The following is a 22,536-nucleotide window of genomic DNA, read 5'->3' as shown; positions in this document are numbered from 1 at the left end:
GGCGCCATTGCCCGGGCACAACCCGGACCTGGCGCAGTCGTCCGAGACCGTGGCCTACATCATGTACACCTCCGGCTCCACCGGCGTGCCCAAGGGCGTGCAGGTGCCGCACCGGGCCATCAGCCGCCTGGTGCTCAACAACGGCTATGCCGACTTCAACCCCGAGGACCGGGTGGCCTTCGCCTCCAACCCGGCCTTCGACGCCAGCACCATGGATGTCTGGGGCGCCTTGCTCAATGGCGGCCGGGTGCTGGTGATCGATCACTACACCCTGTTGGAGCCTGCGCGTTTCGGCCGGGCCCTGAGCACGGCCGGGGCCACGGTGCTGTTTGTTACCACGGCGCTGTTCAACCAGTACGTGCAACTGATTCCCGAGGCCCTCAAGGGTCTGCGGATTCTCCTCTGCGGCGGCGAGCGTGCCGACCCGGCGGCCTTTCGCCGCCTGCTGGCGCTGGCGCCGCGGCTGCGCCTGGTGCACTGCTACGGCCCCACCGAAACCACCACCTACGCCACCACCCATGAAGTCACCGCCCTGGCCGATGACGCGGAGCACGTGCCCATCGGCCGGCCGATTGGCAACACCCGGGTGTATGTCCTGGACGCTCAACAGCGGCCGCTGCCCATCGGTGCCCCGGGGGAGATCGTGATCGGCGGCGACGGCGTGGCCCTGGGTTATCTCAACCGCCCCGAACTCAATGCCGAGAAATTTATCCGCGACCCTTTCAGCGAACAGCCCGGGGCCTTGCTGTACCGCACCGGGGACATTGGCCGCTGGCTGGGCAACGGCCTGCTCGAATGCCTGGGGCGCAACGACGATCAGGTGAAGATCCGTGGCCTGCGCATCGAACTGGGGGAAATCGAGGCGCGCCTCACTGCCTGCGCCGGGGTCAAGGAGGCCGTGGTCCTGGCCCGGGAAGACGAGCCCGGGGACAAGCGCCTGGTGGCCTACTACACCCTGCAGGCGGACGCCGCGCCGCTGCCGGCCGAAGCCCTGCGCGCGGCCCTGCAGCAGCAACTGCCGGACTACATGGTGCCCCTGGCCTACGTGCAGTTGCAGGCCTTGCCCCTGACCAACAACGGCAAGCTGGACCGCAAGGCGCTGCCGGCGCCGGCCCCGTCGGCCTTGCTCAGCCGTGAATTCGTCGCCCCCCGGGGCGAGGTGGAAATCGCCATGGCGCGGATCTGGAGCGAGCTGCTCAAGGTGGAGCAGGTGGGGCGCCACGACCACTTCTTCGAACTGGGCGGGCACTCGCTGCTGGCGGTGAGCCTGATCGAGCGCATGCGCCAGATCGGCCTGAGCGCCGATGTGCGGGTGCTGTTCAGCCAGCCGACCCTGGCCGCCCTGGCCGATGCCGTGGGCAGCGGCCGGGAAGTGCAGGTGCCGGCCAACCTCATCAGCGCTGATTGCCCGCGCATCACCCCGGACCTGCTGCCCCTGGTGGAACTGGACCAGGAGGCCATCGACCGGGTGCTGGCCAGCGTGCCGGGCGGCGTGGCCAATGTGCAGGACATCTACCCCCTGGCGCCGTTGCAGGAGGGCATTCTCTATCACCACCTGAGCGCCGGGCAGGGCGACCCCTACCTGCTGCAATCGCGCCTGGCCTTCGACAGCCTGGAGCGCCTGCAGCGTTTCGCCGGGGCCCTGCAGCAGGTCATCACGCGCCATGACATCCTGCGCACCGCGGTGCTCTGGGAAGGCCTGCCGCAACCGCTGCAAGTGGTCTGGCGCCATGCCGAGCTCCGGGTCGAGGAACAGCACCTGGACCCGGCCGAGGGTGACCTGCTGGCGCAGTTGCAGCAGCGCTTCGACGCCCGTCACTGGCGCCTGGACCTGGCCCAGGCGCCGCTGATCCGCCTGGTCTATGCGCGAGAGCCCGGGCAGCAGCGGGTGCCGGCGATCCTGCTGTTCCACCACCTGGCCCTGGATCACACCGCCATGGAGGTGATCGGCGAGGAAATGCGCGACCTGCTGTTCGACCGCGCGCAGCACCTGGGCACACCGGTGCCGTACCGCAACTATGTGGCCCAGGCCCGCCTGGGTGCCGGGCAGGCGGAACACGAGGCGTTCTTTCGCGACATGCTCGGGGACATCGACGAGCCGACCCTGGCCTTCGGCGTAGAGGATGTACAGGGTGACGGCCTGGGTATCGAAGAGGCCGAGCTGGTGCTGCCCGAGGCCCTGAGCCGGCGCCTGCGGCAACAGGCGCGGCACCTGGGGGTGAGCGCCGCGGCCCTGATGCACCTGGCCTGGGGCCTGGTGCTGGGGCAGTTGGCCAACCGTCGTCAGGTGGTGTTCGGCACCGTGCTGATGGGCCGCATGCAGGGCGGCGCGGGCGCCGACCGCGCCCTGGGGGTGTTCATCAATACCCTGCCGCTGCGGGTCGATGTGCAGGGCAGCGTGCGTGCCGCGGTCAAGGCCACCCACGTCCGGCTCAGCGCCTTGCTCGGCCATGAGCACGCCTCCCTGGCCCTGGCCCAGCGCTGCAGCGCGGTGGCGGCCGGCGCGCCGCTGTTCAACACCTTGCTCAACTACCGTCACAGCGTGCCGAACACGGCGGCGCCGGACGGCCTGGATATCTGGCAGGGCGTCGAACTGCTGGGGGGCGAGGAGCGCAGCAACTACCCGCTGAGCCTCAGCGTCGATGACCTGGGCGAAGGCTTCAGCCTGGCGCTGCTGGCCCAGGCCGGAATCGGTGCGCAGCGTGTCGGCGCTTATATGCAAAGTGCCCTGGAGCAACTGGCCCAGGCCCTGGAACACAACCCGCAGGCGGCCCTCGAACAGTGCTCGGTGCTGCCGCCACAAGAGCGCGAGCAACTGCTGGAGGGCTGCAATGCCAGCACCGCCGACTACCCCCGCGGGCAGACCCTGCACGGGCTGTTCGAGGCGCGAGCGGCACAGGCTCCCGACGCTGTGGCGCTGGTACAGGGGACGTTGCACCTGAGCTACCGCCAGCTCAACCAGCAGGCCAATCAGCTGGCCCGGCAACTGCTGGAGTTGGGCGTGCACCCAGACGATCGCGTGGCCCTGTGCCTGCAACGCGGGCCGCACTTGTTGCGGGGCATGCTGGCGGTCCTCAAGGCCGGGGCGGCCTATGTGCCCATCGACCCGAGCCTGCCGGCCGAACGCATCGCCTACCTGCTGCAGGACAGCGCGCCGCTGGCGGTGCTGGTGCAAAGCGCCACCCGCGAGCTGCCGGGCAGCCTTGCGGTGGTGTCGATCGATCTCGATGGGGTTGCCTGGCAGGAGGCCGAGCAGGGCAACCCGCTGCTGTCGCACCTGACCCCGGCGCACCTGGCCTATGTGATCTACACCTCCGGTTCCACTGGCCTGCCCAAGGGCGTGATGGTGGAGCACCAGAGCCTGGAAAACCTGGTGCACTGGCACTGCGCGAGTTTCGACCTGGGCCCGGGGCGGCACAGCTCCAGCGTCGCCGGCCTGGGCTTCGACGCCATGGCCTGGGAGGTCTGGCCGACCCTGTGCAGCGGCGCGACCCTGCACCTGCCGCCCGCCGAAGTGGGCAGCCAGGATATCGAAGCGCTGCTGCACTGGTGGCGCGCCCAGCCCCTGGATGTCAGCTTCCTGCCGACCCCGGTGGCCGAATACGCCTTCAGCCAGGGGCTCGGCCACCCCACACTGGACACCTTGCTGATCGGTGGCGACCGCCTGCGCCAGTTCGCCGCCGACCCGGGTTTTGCAGTGATCAACAACTACGGCCCCACCGAAGCCTCGGTGGTGGCCAGCTCCGGGCGGATCGAGGCCGGTAGCGCCCTGCATATCGGCCGGCCCGTGGCCAATGCGCGGCTCTACCTGCTGGACGAACTGCAGCGCCCGGTGCCCCAGGGGGTCAGTGGCGAGCTGTATGTGGCCGGGGCCGGGGTGGCCCGGGGTTACCTCAACCGCCCGCAAATGACCGCTGAACGCTTTCTCAACGACCCCTTCAGCGCCGAGCCCGAGGCACGCATGTACCGCACCGGTGACCTGGCCCGCTGGCGCGCCGACGGCAACCTCGACTACCTGGGGCGCAACGACGACCAGGTGAAGGTACGCGGCATGCGCATCGAACCTGGGGAAATCGAGGCGGCGCTGCTCACCCATCCGGCCCTCAAGGAAGCCCTGGTGCTGGTCCGCGAGGGGCGCCTGCTGGCCTATTTCACTTCCCGTACCGAGGGCGTGCAAGCCGCCGCCGAAGACCTGCGCGACCACCTGCAAGGCCGGCTGCCGGACTACATGCTGCCGGTGGCCTATGTGCGCCTGCCGGCCATGCCCCTGACCGCCAACGGCAAGCTCGACCGCAAGGCCCTGCCACCGCCGGGGGAAGAGGCCTGGCTGAACCGGGAATTCGTGGCCCCCGAAGGCGAGGTGGAACAGGCCCTGGCACGGATCTGGAGCGAGGTGCTGCAGGTGGAGGCGGTGGGGCGCCATGATCACTTCTTCGAACTGGGCGGGCATTCGCTGCTGGCGGTGAGCCTGATCGAACGCATGCGCCAGATCGGCCTGGACGCCGACGTGCGGGTGCTGTTCGGCCAGCCGACCCTGGCTGCGCTGGCGGCTGCGGTGGGCAGTGGCCGCGAGGTCGCGGTCCCGGCCAACCGGATCACCGCGGATTGCCCGCGCATCACCCCGGACCTGCTGCCGCTGGTGGAACTGGAGCAGGAAGCCATCGACCGAGTGGTGGCCAGCGTGCCCGGCGGCGTGGCCAACGTGCAGGACATCTACCCCCTGGCGCCGTTGCAGGAGGGCATCCTCTATCACCACCTGAGTGCCCGGCAGGGCGACCCCTACCTGCTGCAATCGCAGCTGGCCTTCGCCAGCCGGCAACGCCTGGATGATTTCGCCGCAGCCCTGCAGCGGGTGGTCGAGCGCCACGACATCCTGCGCACCGCGGTGCTCTGGGAAGGCCTGAAGCAGCCGCTGCAAGTGGTCTGGCGCCAGGCAGGTGTGCAGGTGCAAGAGGTGCAAGCGAACCCCGCCCAGGGCGAGGTCCTGGAGCAACTGCAGGCGCGCTTCGATGCCCGGCACCTGCGCCTGGACCTGACCCGGGCGCCGCTGATGCGCCTGGTGTATGCCCAGGACCCGGCCCGCCAGCGCATCGTCGCCATCCTGCTGTTCCATCACATGGCCCTGGACCACACCGCCCTGGAGGTGGTGCGCGAGGAAATCCAGGCCTGCCTGCTGGGGCAGTCGCCCGCGGGCACGGCGATTCCCTATCGCAACTACGTGGCCCAGGCGCGCCTGGGTGTGAGCCGTGAAGAGCACGAGGCATTCTTTCGCGAGATGCTCGGCGATATCGATGAGCCGACCCTGCCGTTCGGCCTGCAGGACGTGCAGGGCGATGGCGATGCCATCGAAGAGCGCCAGCAGGCCCTGGAGCCGTCACTGAGTGCGCGCCTGCGGACCCAGGCCCGGTTGCTGGGGGTGAGTGCGGCGAGCCTGTTCCACCTGGCCTGGGCCCGGGTCCTGAGCGTCACCTCGGGCCAGGACCGGGTGGTGTTCGGCACCGTGCTGCTGGGGCGCCTGAGCGCCGGGCAGGGCGCCGACCGGGCCCTGGGCATGTTCATCAACACCTTGCCGCTGCGGGTCGACCTGGATGCGCGTGGCAGCCGTGCCGCGGTCAAGGACACCCACGCCCGGCTCAGTGCCCTGCTGGGTCATGAACACGCCTCCCTGGCCCTGGCCCAGGGTTGCAGCGGGGTGGCCGCGCCGCTGCCGCTGTTCAGTGCCATGCTCAACTACCGCCACGGCAGCGACGGGGTGCCGAACCAGGCCGTGCAACAGGCCTGGCAGGGTATCGAGACCCTGCACAGCGAGGAGCGCACCAACTACCCCCTGAGCCTCAACGTCGACGACCTGGGCCAGGGGTTCCGTCTCACCGCCATGACCCTGGCGCGGATCGGTGCCGAGCGTATCTGCGGCTACATGCAGCAGGCCCTGCTGGCCCTGGTGGAGAACCTGGAGACGGCGCCGCAGCGGCCCCTGCGCGAGGTGCCGATCCTGCCGCCGCAGGAGCGTCAGCACCTGCTGCAAGGGTTCAACGCCACGGCCGTGGATTACCCCCTGGAGCAGACCCTGCACGGGCTGTTCGAGGCCCAGGTACGGCGCAGCCCCGAGGCCACTGCGGTACAGGCCGGCGAGCAGCAGCTGAGCTACGGAGAACTCAACCGGCGCGCCAACCAGCTGGCCGGGCACCTGCTGCAACTGGGCGTCGGCCCCGACAGCCGGGTGGCGATCTGTGTCGAGCGCGGGCTGGAAATGGTGGTCGGCCTGCTGGCGATCCTCAAGGCCGGCGGCGCCTATGTGCCCATCGACCCGGGCTACCCCGCCGAGCGCATCGCCTACATGCTCGACGACAGCGCGCCCCTGGCGGTGCTGGCCCAGGGCGCGACCCGGGCATTGCTCGGCGAACTGGCGCGGCCCCTGGTGGACCTCGACCAGCTGGCCTGGAGCGGGCCGGCGCCGGGCAACCCGCAAGTAGAGGGGCTGACCCCGGGGCACCTGGCCTATGTGATCTACACCTCCGGTTCCACCGGCCAGCCCAAGGGCGCGATGAACGAGCACCGGGCCGTGGTCAACCGCCTGTTGTGGATGCAGGCGCAGTACCGCCTTGGCACCGAGGACGCGGTGTTGCAGAAGACCCCGTTCAGTTTCGACGTCTCGGTCTGGGAGTTCTTCTGGCCGCTGTTCACCGGCGCGCGCCTGGTGATGGCGCGCCCCGACGGGCACAAGGACCCGGCCTACCTGCGCCAGGTGATCCGCGAGCAGGGCATCAGCACCTTGCACTTCGTGCCCTCGATGCTCGATGTGTTCCTGGCCCAGGGCGAGGGCGCCGAGGACCTGGGCCTGCGCCAGGTGATGTGCAGCGGCGAGGCATTGCCGGGCAGCCTGGTGCGGCGCTTCAAGCAGCAACTGCCACAGCTGGCATTGCACAACCTCTACGGCCCCACGGAGGCCGCGGTGGACGTCACTGCCTGGGATTGCAGCGGCCCGCTGGCCGATACCCCGGACCACACGCCCATCGGCAAGCCCATCGCCAATACCTGCATCTACCTGCTGGACGCGCAGATGCAGCCGGTGCCCCTGGGGGTGGTGGGCGAGCTGTACATCGGCGGGGTGCAGGTGGCCCGGGGTTACCTGAACCGCGAGCAGTTGAGCGCCGAACGTTTCCTCAAGGACCCGTTCAGCCAGGAACCGGGGGCGCGCCTGTACCGCACCGGCGACCTCGGGCGCTATCAGGCCGACGGCACTATCGAGTACCTGGGGCGCAACGACGACCAGGTGAAGATCCGCGGCCTGCGCATCGAACTGGGGGAGATCCAGGCGCGCCTGACCCAGCTGGAGGAGGTCAAGGAGGCGGTGGTACTGGCCCGCGAGGATGTGCCCGGCGACCAGCGCCTGGTGGCCTACTACACCACCCACGACAGCGCCCGGCGCCTGCCCGTCGAGCACCTGCGCACGCAACTGCTGCAGCACCTGCCGGAGTTCATGGTGCCGGCGCTGTTCGTGCACCTGGCGGCGCTGCCCCTGAGCGCCAACGGCAAGCTGGCGCGCAAGGAACTGCCGGCCCCGGGGCTGGAGGCGGCCCAGGTGCGCGAGTACGAGGCCCCGGTGGGCGACACCGAAATCGCCCTGGCGCGGCTGTGGGCCGAACTGCTCAATGTCGAGCGGGTGGGGCGTCACGATCATTTCTTTGAACTGGGTGGGCACTCACTGCTGGCGGTCAGCCTGATCAGCCGCATGCGTGAGCTAGGCATGGAAGCCGATGTCCGGGCGTTGTTCGAACAGCCGACCCTGGCGGCCTACGCGGCCATGACCGAACGAATGGAGATCGTCCTGTGAGCGTGATCGAACTGTTGGCGACACTGAAGGAAAAGGATGTGCAACTGGTGCTCAAGGACGACCAGTTGGTGGTCCAGGGCAACAAGCAGGCCCTGAGCGAACCGCAGCTGCTGGCCCGCTTGCGCGAGCACAAGCCGGAGCTGATCGAGCTGATCCGCGCCGGCCAGTATTCGCCGAGTAAGGCCGGGCAGGTGCAGGTGCCGGCCAATGGCATCACCCCGGGCATCAGCCGCATCACCCCGGCGATGCTGCCCCTGGCCAACCTCGACCAGGAGGCCATCGAGCGCATTGTCGCCAGCGTCCCGGGCGGGGTCGCCAACGTGCAGGACATCTACCCCCTGGCGCCCCTGCAGGAGGGCATTCTCTACCACCACGTCAGTGCGCAGCAGGGCGACCCCTATGTGATGCAGGCGCAGTTCGCCTTCGCCAGCGAGGAACGCCTGGAAGCCTTTGCCGAGGCCCTGCGCGGGGTCATTGCGCGGCACGACATCCTGCGCACCGCGGTGCTCTGGGATGGTCTGGAGCAGCCGATGCAGGTGGTCTGGCGCGAGGCCGGGCTGGAGCTGCAAGAGGTCGAGACCGACCCTGCGGCCGGTGAGGTTCTGGCCCAGTTGCATGCGCGTTTCGACGCCCGCCACTATCGCCTGGACGTCAGCCAGGCGCCGCTGCTGCGCCTGGTGCATGCCCGGGATGAAGCCGGGCAGCGCATCGTCGCCATGCTGCTGTTCCACCACATGGCCCTGGACCACAGCGCCCTGGATGTGGTGCGCCACGAGATGCAGGCCTTCCTCACCGGGCAGGCCGAGCGCCTGGGGCCGGCCATGCCGTTTCGCAACTACGTGGCCCAGGCGCGGCTGGGCATCAGCGAACAGGAGCACGAAGCGTTCTTCCGCCAGATGCTCGGCGATATCGACGAGCCGACCCTGCCTTACGGCCTGCAGGATGTGCAGGGCGATGGCCGGGCCATCGAGGAATGCACCCAGGCCCTGCCAACCGAGTTGAGCCAGCGCCTGCGGACCCGGGCCCGGCTGGCCGGGGTCAGCGCGGCCAGCCTGTTCCACCTGGCCTGGGGCCGGGTGCTGGGCACCCTGGCGGGCAAGCACAAGGTGGTGTTCGGCACTGTGCTGATGGGCCGCCTGCAAGGCGCCGAAGCCACCGAGCGGGCCCTGGGGATCTTCATCAACACCTTGCCGTTTCGCCTGGATGTGGACAGCCAGGGCCTGGGCGAGGCCCTCAAGGCCACCCACGCCCGGCTCACCACCTTGCTGCGCCACGAACACGCGGCCCTGGCCCTGGCCCAGCGTTGCAGCGGCGTGAGCGCACCGACCCCGCTGTTCAGCGCCTTGCTCAACTACCGGCACAGTGCTGCCGGGGCCAGTGCCGCGGCCCAGGCCGCCTGGGCCGGGATCAGCACCTTGAGCTCCGAGGAGCGCACCAACTACCCCCTGACCCTGAGCGTCGACGACCTCGGGCAGGATTTCAGCCTGACCCTGCTGGCCAGCACCCAGGTCGACCCGCGGCGCATCCTCGGCTACCTGCTGTGCACCCTGGAGAACCTGGCCCAGGCCCTGGAGCAGACGCCGCAACTGGCCCTGGAGCAGTTGCCGATCCTGCCGGTGGCGGAGCGCGAGCAGGTGCTGGAAGGCTTCAACCGCAGCGCGGTGGACTACCCCCGGGGGCAGGCTATCCATGGCCGCATCGAGGCCCAGGCGCAGCGCACCCCAGACGCCCTGGCGGCCTGCTACCAGGGCCGCTCGCTGAGCTATGCCGAGCTCAACCGACAGGCCAATGTCCTGGCCCGGCAACTGCGCGGGCTGGGGGTGCAGCCCGATGACCGGGTGGCCATCGTTGCCCGGCGCAGCCTGGAAACGGTGGTGGGCCTATTGGCGATTCTCAAGGCCGGGGCCTGCTATGTGCCCATCGACCCGGCCCACCCGGCCGAGCGTCTGAACTACCTGCTCCAGGACTGCGGCCCGCGGGCGGTGCTGACCCAGGCCGAGCTGCTGGGGCGCCTGCCGGCCCTGGCGGTGCCGGTGATCGAACTCAACCAGCGGTTGTGGCTCGATCAGACGGCGGACAATGCCCAGGTACCGGGGCTGAGCGCGGCCAACCTGGCCTATGTGATCTACACCTCCGGCTCCACCGGCCTGCCCAAGGGGGTGATGGTGGAGCACCGGACCCTGGGCAACCTGGTGGACTGGCACTGCCAGGCCTTCGACCTGCGTCCCGGCAGCCAGGCCTCGTGCCTGGCCGGCTTCGGTTTCGATGCCATGGCCTGGGAGGTCTGGCCGGCGCTGTGTGTGGGCGCGACCCTGCACCTGGCACCGGCCCAGGACGGCAGCGAGGACCTGGATGCGTTGCTCGCCTGGTGGCGTGCCCAGCCCCTGGACGTGAGCTTCCTGCCGACCCCGGTGGCCGAGTACGCCTTCAGCCAGGAGCAGGGCCACCCGAGCCTGCGCACCCTGCTGATCGGCGGCGACCGCCTGCGCCAGTTCAGCCACGACCAGGGCTTTGCCCTGATCAACAACTACGGCCCCACCGAAGCCACGGTGGTGGCCAGTTTCGGGCCGATCCACGCCGGTGGCGAGCTGGACATCGGCCGGCCGGTGGCCAACGCGCGCATTTACCTGCTGGATTCCCAGCAGCGCCCGGTGCCCATCGGCGTCGCCGGTGAGCTGTATGTGGGCGGCGCCGGAGTGGCCCGGGGGTACCTCAACCGCCCGCAATTGACCGCCGAACGCTTTCTCGACGATCCCTTCAGCGACCAGCCTGGGGCGCGCATGTACCGCAGCGGCGACCTGGCGCGCTGGCTGGCGGACGGACGCATCGACTACCTGGGGCGCAACGACGATCAGGTGAAGATCCGCGGCGTGCGCATCGAGCTGGGGGAAATCGAGACCCGCCTCTGCCAGTTCCCCGGTATCCAGGAAGCCGTGCTGCTGGCCCGCGAGGATCAGCCGGGCAACCCGCGGCTGGTGGCCTATTTCACCCAGCAGCAGGACGTCGCCCTGGACGTGGCGCAGTTGCGCGCCCACCTGCTGGCGCAGTTGCCTGACTACATGGTGCCGGTGGCTTATGTACGGCTCGACGCCTTGCCCCTGACCGCCAACGGCAAGCTCGACCGCAAGGCCCTGCCGGCGCCGGATCAGGCGGCGCTGTTTGGCCGTGAATACCAGGCCCCGCAAGGCGCCACCGAAACCACCCTGGCCGCGATCTGGCAGGAGGTGCTGCACCTGCCGCGGGTCGGGCGCCAGGATCACTTTTTCGAGCTGGGCGGCCATTCGCTGCTGGCCATGCGCATGGTGTCCCAGGTACGCCAGCGCCTGGGGGTGGAACTGGCCCTGGGCGAGCTGTTCGCCAATGCCGAGCTGAGCGCGGTGGCCGCGGTGCTGGAGCGCGCCGGGCGCAGCCATCTGCCGGAGATCTTCCCGGCGGTGCAGGATCACGACCTGCCGCTGTCCTTCGCCCAGCAGCGCCTGTGGTTCCTGGCGCAGATGGACGGTGCCGCCAGCGCCTACAACATTCCCATCGGCCTGGGCCTGCGCGGGCAGCTCGATCGCTCGGCGCTGCGCCAGGCGCTGCAGGCCATCGTCAGCCGCCACGCCACCTTGCGCAGCCGTTTCGTGCGCGTAGAGGACCAGCCCCAGGTGCTGATCGGGCCCCTGGACAGCGCTCTGGAACTGCACGAGGAAGACCTGCGCCAGGCGCCGCTGACCCTGGCCGGGCGGGTGCGTGCCGAAGCCGCCCAGGCCTTCGACCTGGAGCAGGGGCCGGTGATCCGCGCGCGCCTGCTGGCCCTGGCGGACGATCACCATGTGCTGCTCCTGACCCTGCACCACATCGTTGCCGATGGTTGGTCCATGGGCGTGCTGACCCGGGAGCTGGTGGCCCTGTACGAGGCCTTCAGCCAGGGCCGGCCCGATCCCTTGGCGCCGCTGGCGGTGCAGTACAGCGACTTTGCCCTGTGGCAACGGCGCTGGCTCAGCGGCGAGGTGCTGCAGCAGCAGAGCGACTACTGGCGCCAGGCCCTGGCCGGCGCGCCCAGCCTGCTGATGCTGCCCACCGACCGGCCGCGGCCGCAGCAGCAGGATTTCAGCGGTGGCAGCATCGAGCTGCTGCTGGACCGGGCCCTGAGCGACCAGCTCAAGGCCCTGAGCCAGCGCCATGGCTGCACCCTCTACATGACCCTGCTGGCCGGCTGGGGGCTGCTGCTGAGCCGCCTTTCGGGGCAGGACGATCTGCTGATCGGCAGCCCGGTGGCCAACCGCATGCGCGCCGAGGTGGAAGGGCTGATCGGGCTCTTCGTCAACACCCTGGCCCTGCGCCTGGACCTGGACCCGGGGCAGAGCGTGAGCGGGCTGCTGGCCCAGGTCCGCGCCCGCAGCCTGGAGGCCCAGGCGCACCAGGACCTGCCGTTCGAGCAGGTGGTGGAAATCGTCCGGCCCCAGCGCAGCCTGTCCTACAGCCCGCTGTTCCAGGTGGTGCTGACCTGGGTCGACAACTTCGCCCAGGACCTGCAACTGGGGGACCTGAAACTCGAAGGTGTGGCCGGGGCCAGCGCGGTGGCCAAGTTCGACCTGACCCTGAGCCTGGGAGAAAGCCAGGGGCAGATCCGCGGAACCCTGGACTACGCCACCGCGCTGTTCGATGAGGCCACGGTGCAGCGCTATGCCGCCTACCTGGTGCAGGTGCTGCGGGCCATGGTGGCCGACGATCAGCAATGCCTGGCCCAGGTGCAGTGGCTGGATGAGACCGAGCGCCGGCAACTGCTGGAGGATTTCAACGCCAGCGCCGTGGACTACCCACGGGGCCGGACCCTGGCCCAGCGCTTCGAGGCCTTTGCCGCTCGGCAGCCCGAGGCCACGGCCCTGCAGGTGGGCGCGCAGCGCCTGAGCTATGGCCAGTTGAATGCCCGGGCCAACCAACTGGCCTGGCACTTGCGGGCGCTGGGGGTGGGCCCGGATCAGCGGGTGGCGATCTGCGTCGAGCGCGGGCCGGGGATGGTGATCGGCCTGCTGGGGATTCTCAAGGCCGGTGGCGCCTATGTGCCCATCGACCCGGGTCACCCCGCGGAACGCATCGCCTACCTGCTGCAGGACAGCGCGCCGCTGGCGCTGCTGGTGCAGGGCAGCACCCGGGCCCTGGTGGGCCAACCGGCCATGGCCCGGGTGGACCTCGACCAGCCCGAGTGGCAGGCCCGGCCCGAGGGCAACCTGCAGGTGCCGGGCATGAGCTGCGCGCACCTGGCCTATGTGATCTACACCTCCGGTTCCACCGGCCTGCCCAAGGGCGTGATGGTGGAGCATGCCAGCCTGGAAAACCTGCTGGACTGGCATTGCCAGGCCTTCGACCTGGGGCCGGGGCGACATGCCTCCAGCGTCGCCGGTTTCGGCTTCGACGCCATGGCCTGGGAACTCTGGCCGACGCTCTGCGGCGGCGCCACCCTGCACCTGCCGCCGGCCGGTATCGGCCACCAGGACCTCGACCAACTGCTGCACTGGTGGCAGGCCCAGCCCCTGGACCTGAGCTTTCTGCCGACCCCGGTGGCCGAATACGCCTTCAGCCAGGGCCTGGGCCACCCGACCTTGCGCACCCTGCTGATCGGCGGCGACCGCCTGCGCCAGTTCAGCCAGGAGCCGAGCTTTGCCGTGGTCAACAACTACGGCCCCACCGAAACCACGGTGGTGGCCAGCTCCGGGCGGCTGCTGGCCGGCGGGCCCCTGGACATCGGCCGGCCCATCGCCAATGCACGGATCTACCTGCTGGACCCGCAGCAGCGGCCGGTGCCCATCGGCGTCGCCGGTGAGCTGTATGTGGGCGGCGCCGGGGTGGCCCGGGGTTACCTCAACCGCCCGGAGCTGACGGCCGAACGCTTTCTTGAAGACCCCTTCAGCACCGTGCCGGGCGCACGCATGTACCGCAGCGGCGACCTGGCGCGCTGGTGGGCGGACGGGCGCATCGACTACCTGGGGCGCAACGACGACCAGGTGAAGGTGCGTGGCGTGCGCATCGAGCTGGGGGAGATCGAGACCTGCCTCAACCGCCTTCCGGGCATCCGCGAGGCGGTGCTGCTGGCCCGGGAAGACCAGCCGGGGCAGACCCGGCTGGTGGCCTATTTCAGTGCAACCCCCGGCGCCGAGCCGAGCCCGGCCGAGCTGCGCAGGCGCCTGCTGGAGCAACTGCCGGAGTACATGGTGCCGGCGGCCTATGTGCACCTCGCTGCCTTGCCCCTGACCGCCAACGGCAAGCTCGACCGCCGGGCGTTGCCGCAACCGCCGCTGGAGGCGCTGCTGAGCCGGGACTATGTGGCCCCCGAGGGCGACAGCGAGATCGCCCTGGCGCAGATCTGGAGCGAGCTGCTGCAGGTCGAGCGGGTAGGGCGCCACGATCACTTCTTCGAACTGGGCGGCCATTCGCTGCTGGCCATGCGCATGCTGTCCCAGGTGCGGCAGCGCCTGGGGGTGGAGCTGGCCCTGGGCGAGCTGTTCGCCAATGCCGAACTGTGCGCCGTGGCCGCGGCCCTGGCCCGGGCCGAGCGCAGCAGCCTGCCGGATCTGCTGCCGGCGCCGCGCAACCAGCCGCTGGCGCTGTCCTTCGCCCAGCAGCGCCTGTGGTTCCTGGCGCAGATGGAAGGGGCCAACACCGCCTACAACATTCCCATCGGCCTGCGCCTGCGTGGGCCACTGGACGGCGCGGCCCTGCAGCAGGCCCTGGAGCGCATCGTCGCGCGCCATGAAACCCTGCGCAGCCGCTTTGCCCAGTACGGTGACGAAGCCCAGGTGCTGATCGCCCCGGCCGAATCCGGGCTGGAGCTGCTGCTGGAAAACCTGCGGGGCCACCCCCAGGCCAGCGACGCCTTGCAGGCCCTGGTGCAGGGCGAGGCCTCGGCGCCGTTCGACCTGCAACGCGGGCCGCTGATCCGCGGGCGCCTGGTCAGCCTGGCGGACGACCACCATGTGCTGTTGCTGACCCTGCACCATATCGTCAGCGACGGCTGGTCCATGGGCGTGCTGACCCGGGAACTGGTGGCGCTGTACCAGGCCTTCAGTCGTGGCCTGCCCGATCCCCTGGCGCCGCTGGCGGTGCAGTACAGCGACTTTGCCCACTGGCAGCGGCACTGGCTCAGTGGCGCGGTGCTGGAGCAGCAGGCGCAGTACTGGCGCCAGGCCCTGGAGGGGGCGCCGCCGTTGCTCATGCTGCCCACCGACCGGCCACGGCCGGCCCAGCAGGACTACGCCGGCAGCAGCGTCGAGGTGCGCCTGGATGCGCAATTGACCGCCGGCCTGCGAGCCCTGAGCCAGCGCCATGGCACCACCTTGTACATGACCCTGATGGGCGCCTGGGCGCTGCTGCTGGGGCGGCTCTCGGGGCAGGCCGAGGTGGTGATCGGCACCCCGGTGGCCAACCGCATGCGCGCCGAGGTGGAAGGGTTGATCGGGCTGTTCGTCAACACCCTGGCCCTGCGCCTGGACCTGGAGGCGGCGCCCCGGGTCCAGGCGCTGCTGGCCCAGGTCCGCGCCCGCACCCTGGAGGCCCAGGCTCACCAGCACCTGCCGTTCGAGCAGGTGGTGGAGATCCTGCGGCCGTTGCGCAGCCTGTCCCACAGCCCGCTGTTCCAGACCCTGTTCACCTGGCAGAACGGCGACGGCCCGCAGCTGGAGCTGGGGGACCTGCAACTGGAGGGCATCCACGAGGCCAGCCACTTCGCCAAGTTCGACCTGTCCCTGAGCCTGGGGGAGGTGCAGGACCGCATCGAAGGCAGCCTGGAATACGCCACGGCGCTGTTCGATGAAACCACCATGCTGCGGTATGCCGGCTACCTGCAGCGGGTGCTGCAGGCCATGGTGGCCGATGAACAGATGCTGCTGGCACAGGTGCCGCTGCTGGATGCCGCCGAGCGCGAACAGCTGCTGCACGGCTTCAATGCCACCGCCCGCGACTACCCCCTGGAACAGACCTTGCACGGGCTGTTCGAGACCCAGGTGCTGCGCCGCCCCGAGGCCATCGCCGTGCAGGCCGGCGAGCAGCAGTTGAGCTACCGCGAGCTCAACCAGCAGGCCAACCAGCTGGCCGGGCACCTGCTGCACCTGGGCGTCGGCCCCGACAGCCGGGTGGCGATCTGCGTCGAGCGCGGGCTGTCCATGGTGGTGGGCCTGCTGGGCATCCTCAAGGCCGGCGGCGCCTACGTGCCCATCGACCCGGGCTACCCCGCCGAACGCATTGCCTACATGCTCGACGACAGCGCGCCCCTGGCGCTGCTGGCCGATAGCGCGACCCGGCCGCTGCTGGGCAACCTGGCGCTGCCCCTGGTGGATCTCGACCAGCCGCAATGGCACCGCCAGCCCCGGGTCAACCCGCGGCTCAACGGCCTGACCCCGAGCCACCTGGCCTATGTGATCTACACCTCCGGTTCCACCGGCCGGCCCAAGGGCGCGATGAACGAGCACCGGGCCGTGGTCAACCGCCTGCTGTGGATGCAGGAGCAGTACCGTCTCACTGCCGAGGACGCGGTATTGCAGAAGACCCCGTTCAGTTTCGACGTCTCGGTCTGGGAGTTCTTCTGGCCGTTGTTCACCGGCGCACGGCTGGTGATGGCGCGCCCCGATGGGCACAAGGACCCGGCCTACCTGCGCCAGGTGATCCGTGATGAACGCATCAGCACCTTGCACTTCGTGCCCTCGATGCTCGATGTATTCCTGGCCTATGGCGACACCCGCGAATGCGCCGGCCTGCGCCAGGTGATGTGCAGCGGCGAGGCGCTGCCGGGCAGCCTGGTGCGGCGCTTCAAGCAGCAGTTGCCGCAGGTGGCGCTGCACAACCTCTACGGCCCCACGGAAGCGGCGGTGGACGTCACCGCCTGGGATTGTGCCGGCCCGCTGGCACAGACCCCGGACAACACCCCCATCGGCAAGCCCATCGCCAATACCCGCATCTACCTGCTGGACGGGCAGATGCAACCGGTGCCCCTGGGGGTGGTGGGCGAGCTGTACATCGGCGGGGTGCAGGTGGCCCGGGGTTACCTGAACCGCGAACAACTGAGCGCCGAACGCTTCCTCAAGGACCCGTTCAGCCAGGAACCGGGCGCGCGCCTGTACCGCACCGGCGACCTGGCCCGCTACCTGGCCGACGGCACTATCGAGTACCTGGGGCGCAACGACGACCAGGTGAAGATCCGCGGCCTGCGCATCGAGCTGGGGGAAATCCAGGCGCGCCTGACCCAGCTCGAAGGGGTCAAGGAAGCGGTGGTGCTGGCCCGGGAAGATGTGCCGGGCGACCAGCGCCTGGTGGCCTACTACACCACCGTTGCCGGGCAGCCGGCCTTGGCGGTGGAACAACTGCGCCGGGCGCTGCTGGAACACCTGCCGGAGTTCATGGTGCCGGCGCTGTTCGTGCACCTGGCGGCGCTGCCCCTGAGCCCCAATGGCAAGCTGGAACGCAAGGCCCTGCCGGCCCCGGGGCTGGAGGCGGCCCAGGTGCGCGAGTACGAGGCCCCGGTGGGCGACACCGAGATCCTCCTGGCGCAACTCTGGGCCGAACTGCTCAAGGTCGAGCGGGTGGGGCGCCACGACCACTTCTTCGAACTGGGCGGCCATTCGCTGCTGGCGGTGAGCCTGATCGGCCGCATGCGCCGGGCCGGGCTCTCGGCGGATGTGCGGGTGCTGTTCGGCCAGCCGACCCTGGCGGCCCTGGCCGCTGCCGTGGGCCGCGGTCGCGAGGTGCAGGTACCGGCCAACCTGATCTACCGCGACTGCCCGCGCATCACCCCGGACCTGCTGCCGCTGCTGGCACTGGATCAGGCCGCCATCGACCGGGTGGTGGCCACGGTGCCCGGCGGTACCGCCAATGTGCAGGACATCTACCCGCTGGCGCCGTTGCAGGCCGGCATCCTGTTCCACCATCTGGCGGCTGGAGCGGGTGACCCCTACGTGTTGCAGGCGCAGTTCGCCTTTGCCAGCACCGAGCGCTTGCAGGCCTTCGCCCAGGCCTTGCAGGGGGTGATCGAACGCAATGACATCCTGCGCAGCGCGGTGCTCTGGGAAGGCCTGGAGCAGCCGCTGCAAGTGGTCTGGCGCCAGGCGCCGCTGTGCTGCGAAGAGATCGCCCTGGAGCCTGGCGACGGCGAGGTGCTGGGCCAGTTGCAGGCGCGCTTCGACAGCCGTCGCTACCGCCTGGACATCGCCCAGGCGCCGCTGCTGCGCCTGGTGCATGCCGCCGACCCGGTGAACCAGCGAGTGGTGGCCCTGCTGCTGTTCCATCACCTGGTGATGGACCACGTGGCCCTGGAGGTGCTGCAGCACGAACTGCAAGCCTTCCTCCTGGGCCAGCGGCAGCGCCTGGGGGAAGCGGTGCCGTACCGCAACTACGTGGCCCAGGCGCGCCTGGGCATCGGCGAGGCCGAGCATGAGGCGTTCTTCCGCCAGATGCTCGGCGATATCGACCAGCCGACCCTGCCGCTGGGCCTGCAGGAAGTACCGGGAGGCAGCGCCGAACTCAGCGAAGCGCGCCAGCCCCTGGACCGCCTGCTGAGCCGGCGCCTGCGCTTGCAGGCGCGGCAACTGGGGGTCAGTGCCGCAAGCCTGATGCACCTGGCCTGGGGCCGGGTGCTGGGCAGCCTGGCGGGGCAGCAGCAGGTGGTGTTCGGCACCGTGCTGCTGGGGCGGATGCAGGGCGGCGAGGGCGCCGAACGGGCCCTGGGAGTGTTCATCAACACCTTGCCGCTGCGGGTCGATCTGGGCGAGTTGCCGGTGCGCGAGGCCCTGCTGGCCACCCATGAGCGGCTGGCGCAGCTGCTTGGCCACGAACAGGCGCCGCTGGCCCTGGTCCAGCGTTGCAGTGGGGTGGAGCCGGGTACACCGTTGTTCAGCAGCCTGCTCAACTACCGCCACAGTGCCCCGGCGGCAAACCAGGCGGGGCAGGCCGACAGTGCCTGGGAGGGCATGCAGTTGCTCAATGCCCAGGAGCGCAGCAACTACCCGCTGACCCTGAGCATCGACGACCTGGGGGACGGCTTCATGCTCACCGCCGTGGCCGCCGGGATCGATGCCCGGCGCATTTGCGACTACCTGCACGGCACCCTGGAACAGCTGCTGCTGGCCCTGGAGCAGCAACCGGAACAGACCATCGGCCAGGTGCCGGTGCTGCCGCAGGCCGAGCGCCGGCAGGTACTGGAGGGCTTCAACGACACGGTGCGCGACTACCCGCGCGAGCAGGTCCTGCACCAGTGTTTCGAGGAGCAGGTGCTGGCCCGGCCGCAGCAGGTGGCAGCGGTGCAGGGCGCCGAACAGCTCAGCTATATCCAGCTCAACACCCGGGCCAACCAACTGGCCCAGCATCTGCTGCAACTGGGGGTGCAGCCCGGGGATCATGTGGCGCTGCTGCTGCCGCGCTCCCTGGACCTGCTGGTGAGCCAACTGGCGGTGAGCAAGTGCGGCGCCGCCTATGTACCGCTGGACGTCAATGCCCCGGCCGAGCGCCTGGGGTTCATGCTGGCCGACAGCGGGGCGCCGGTGCTGCTCAGCCACAGCGAGCGGGTGCTGGAAGCCGCGGTGCAACGGGTCGACCTGGACCGTCTGCGCTTCGACCGGCTGGCCGGGCACAACCCGAACCTGGCGTTGTCGTCCGAGGCGGTGGCCTACGTCATGTACACCTCCGGTTCCACTGGAGCGCCCAAGGGCGTGCGGGTGCCGCACCGGGCCATCACCCGGCTGGTGATCAACAACGGCTATGCCGATTTCAACCCCGAGGACCGGGTGGCCTTCGCCTCCAACCCGGCCTTCGACGCCAGCACCCTGGAGGTCTGGGGGCCGCTGCTCAACGGTGGCCGGGTCGTGGTGGTGGACCACGCGACATTGCTGGACCCGCACGCCTTCGGCTCGCTGCTGGAACGCACCGGGGTCAGCCTGCTGTTCCTCACCACCAGCCTGTTCAACCAGTACGTGCAACTGGTTCCCCAGGCCTTCAAGGGGCTGCGCATGCTGCTCTGTGGCGGCGAACGGGCGGATGCCACGGCCTTCCGGCGGATCCAGGCCGAGCTGCCGCACTTGCGCCTGGTCAACGGCTACGGGCCCACCGAGACCACCACCTTTGCCGTGACCCATGAGCCCGGTGAGCTGGCGGCGGATGCCGACAGCGTGCCCATTGGCCGGCCGCTGTCCAACACCCGGGTGTACGTGCTCGATGCCCTGGGCCAGCCGCTGCCGGTGGGGGTGGTGGGGGAGCTGTACATCGGGGGTGATGGCGTGGCCCTGGGCTACCTCAACCGTCCGGACCTGTCGGCGCAGAAGTTCCTCATCGACCCGTTTCACCAGCAAACCCACGGCACCGCTGCGCTGGCCCTGATGTACCGCACCGGCGACCTGGGCCGCTGGCTGGAAAATGGTCTTCTGGAATGCATCGGGCGCAATGACGAGCAGGTGAAGATCCGCGGCCTGCGCATCGAACCCGGGGAAATCCAGGCGCAGTTGGCCCGCTTCCCCGGCCTGCGGGACGGCGCGGTCGTGGTGCGTGAAGACAGCCCCGGGGACAAGCGCCTGGTGGCCTACTACACCCTGCACGAGCACACCCCGGCGCCGGATGCCGAGCAACTGCGCAGCCACCTGCAACAGCAGTTGCCGGACTACATGGTGCCCCTGGCCTATGTGCACTTGCAGGCCTTGCCCCTGACCCGCAACGGTAAGCTGGACCGCCGTGCGCTGCCGGCGCCCGGCAGCGCGGCCCAGCTCGCCCAGGCCTATGCCGCGCCCCAGGGCGCGCTGGAGCAGGCCCTGGCCGGGCATTGGGCGGCGGTGCTGAAGCTCGAGCAAGTAGGGCGCCACGACCACTTCTTCGAACAGGGCGGGCATTCGCTCTCGGCCATCCAGTTGCTCAACCGCCTGCAACAGGCGGCGTTCGACGTGACCCTGGCGGAGCTGTTCCAGCACGCCACGGTGGCGGCCATGGCGCGCCTGTTGAGCGAGCGCACGGCCGCGCCGCGCTCCACCGAGCTGATCCCGGTGCGCACCGGCGGCAGTGGCCCGGCGCTGTTCCTGGTCCATGAGTTCACCGGGCTGGACGTGTATTTCCCGGCCCTGGGCCAGCACCTGGAAGGCGATTTCCCGATCTACGGCCTGCCCGGCGTGGCGGTCGGCGAGCCGCAGTTGCGCACCCTGGAATGCCTGGCCACACGCTTGCTTGACGTGATGCGCAAGGCCCAGCCGCAGGGGCCGTATCGCCTGGCCGGCTGGTCCTTCGGTGGGGTCCTGGCCTATGAGATCGCCCAGCAGTTGCTGGGCCTGGACCAGGAGGTGGAGTTCCTCGGCCTGATCGACAGCTACGTGCCGCGCCTGACCGACCAGGGCAAGGCTCGCTGGTCTGGCGAGCACGCGCACAAGCGCCACCTGCTGTTGCAGTGCCGCGCCTACTGGAGCGCCCAGGGCGCGGCCGGGGTGCAGCCCCTGGCGCACCTGGAACAACTGGAGGCGCTGCTGGAGCCACTGGACTTTGCCGACCTGCTGCAACGCTGCCGCGACCAGGGGCTGCTGTTCGAGCAACTGGCCACGGCGCCGCCGCAAGCGCTCGGCCATTACCTGGACCGCGAGGTCGCCCACGGCCATGCCCTGGCCCATTACCGGGTCCATCCCCTGGGCATGCCGGTGCATCTGTTCTGCGCCGCCGAACGGCCCACCGAGCTGTCCCGGCGCAGCCCGACCCTGGGCTGGGGCGAGATCCTGCCGGCGGGCGAACTGCACTGCATCAGCGTACCCGGGGACCACCTGAGCATGATGAAGGCGCCGCATATCCAGGCCCTGGGGCATGCCCTGGGCCAGGCCCTGGCGGCGGCCAGGGCCAAGGGCGCGGTGAGCGCTGTGCCGCACCAGCCCTTGCTGCGGATCCAGAGCGGGCGCCCCGGGCACACGCCGATCTTCTGCGTGCCCGGGGCCGGTGACAGCATCACCGGCTTTATCGGCCTGAGCGAGGCCCTAGGGGCCGAATGGCCGATCCTCGGCCTGCAGGCCCGGGGCCTGGACGGCTGCGGGGTGCCCCATGGCCAGGTCGAAGTGGCGGCCCGGCATTACCTGGAGGCCATCACCGCCGAGTACCCCGACGGGCCGCTGCACCTGATCGGCCATTCCTTCGGCGGCTGGGTGGCATTCGAGATGGCCGGGGCCTTGCAGGCCGCCGGTCGCGAAGTGGTGTCGCTGACCCTGATCGACAGTGAGGCTCCCGGAGGCAATGGCGCGCTAGGGCGGCCCTATACCACCACCGCGGCGCTGTGGCGCTTGATCGAATCCATGCAACTGGCTGCAGGCCAGGACATGGGCATCGACCCCGAGCGCTTCGCCGCCGAGGACGATGGCATGCAGATGCACCTGCTGCATGCCGGCATGGTACGGGTCGGGCTGTTGTCCCCGCGCGCCGACCCGCGGGCCATGCACGGCCCGGCGCGAACCTTCGCCAGCGCCCTGCGCACCCGCTACCAGCCTCTGCGCCCGTACCAGGGCAAGGTGCGCCTGGTGCTGGCGGGTGACCCGAGCCTGGACGCCGCCGGCAACCGCCGGGAGCAGCAGGGGATGGTCCAGGGCTGGCGCCGGCAGGCTGCGCACCTGCAGGTGTGGTACGGCCCGGGCAACCACTTCAGCCTGCTCAAGGTGCCCAACGTCTACCACCTGGCGGCCTGGTGGCATGACGGCCTGGCGCTGCCCCAGGGGGAGGTCATGTCATAG

2 protein-coding genes (1 of these 2 running past the window's edge) are annotated in these 22,536 nt (G+C 70.0%); both read left to right on the top strand.

Features of this window, described 5'->3' with window-relative positions:
• Nucleotides 1–7,834: the 3' portion of an orfamide A non-ribosomal peptide synthetase OfaB gene (gene ofaB / locus BM382_RS28440; RefSeq protein WP_072444799.1), read on the top strand. It extends 5,270 nt beyond the left edge of the window; the window shows 7,834 of its 13,104 coding nt (coding positions 5,271–13,104); its start codon lies off the left edge, out of view; the stop codon is at nt 7,832–7,834.
• Entirely contained in the window at nt 7,831–22,536 is a 14,706-nt protein-coding gene (gene ofaC / locus BM382_RS28435) for an orfamide A non-ribosomal peptide synthetase OfaC (protein WP_072444797.1), read from the top strand. Before ofaB ends, ofaC begins: the two co-directional genes overlap by 4 nt.

Origin of the sequence: Pseudomonas sp. NFPP25 (assembly GCF_900116505.1) — a bacterium.
GTDB lineage: Bacteria > Pseudomonadota > Gammaproteobacteria > Pseudomonadales > Pseudomonadaceae > Aquipseudomonas > Aquipseudomonas protegens.
The sequence above is the reverse complement of the archived record's forward strand: the minus strand, read 5'-3'. Positions and strand labels throughout refer to the sequence as shown.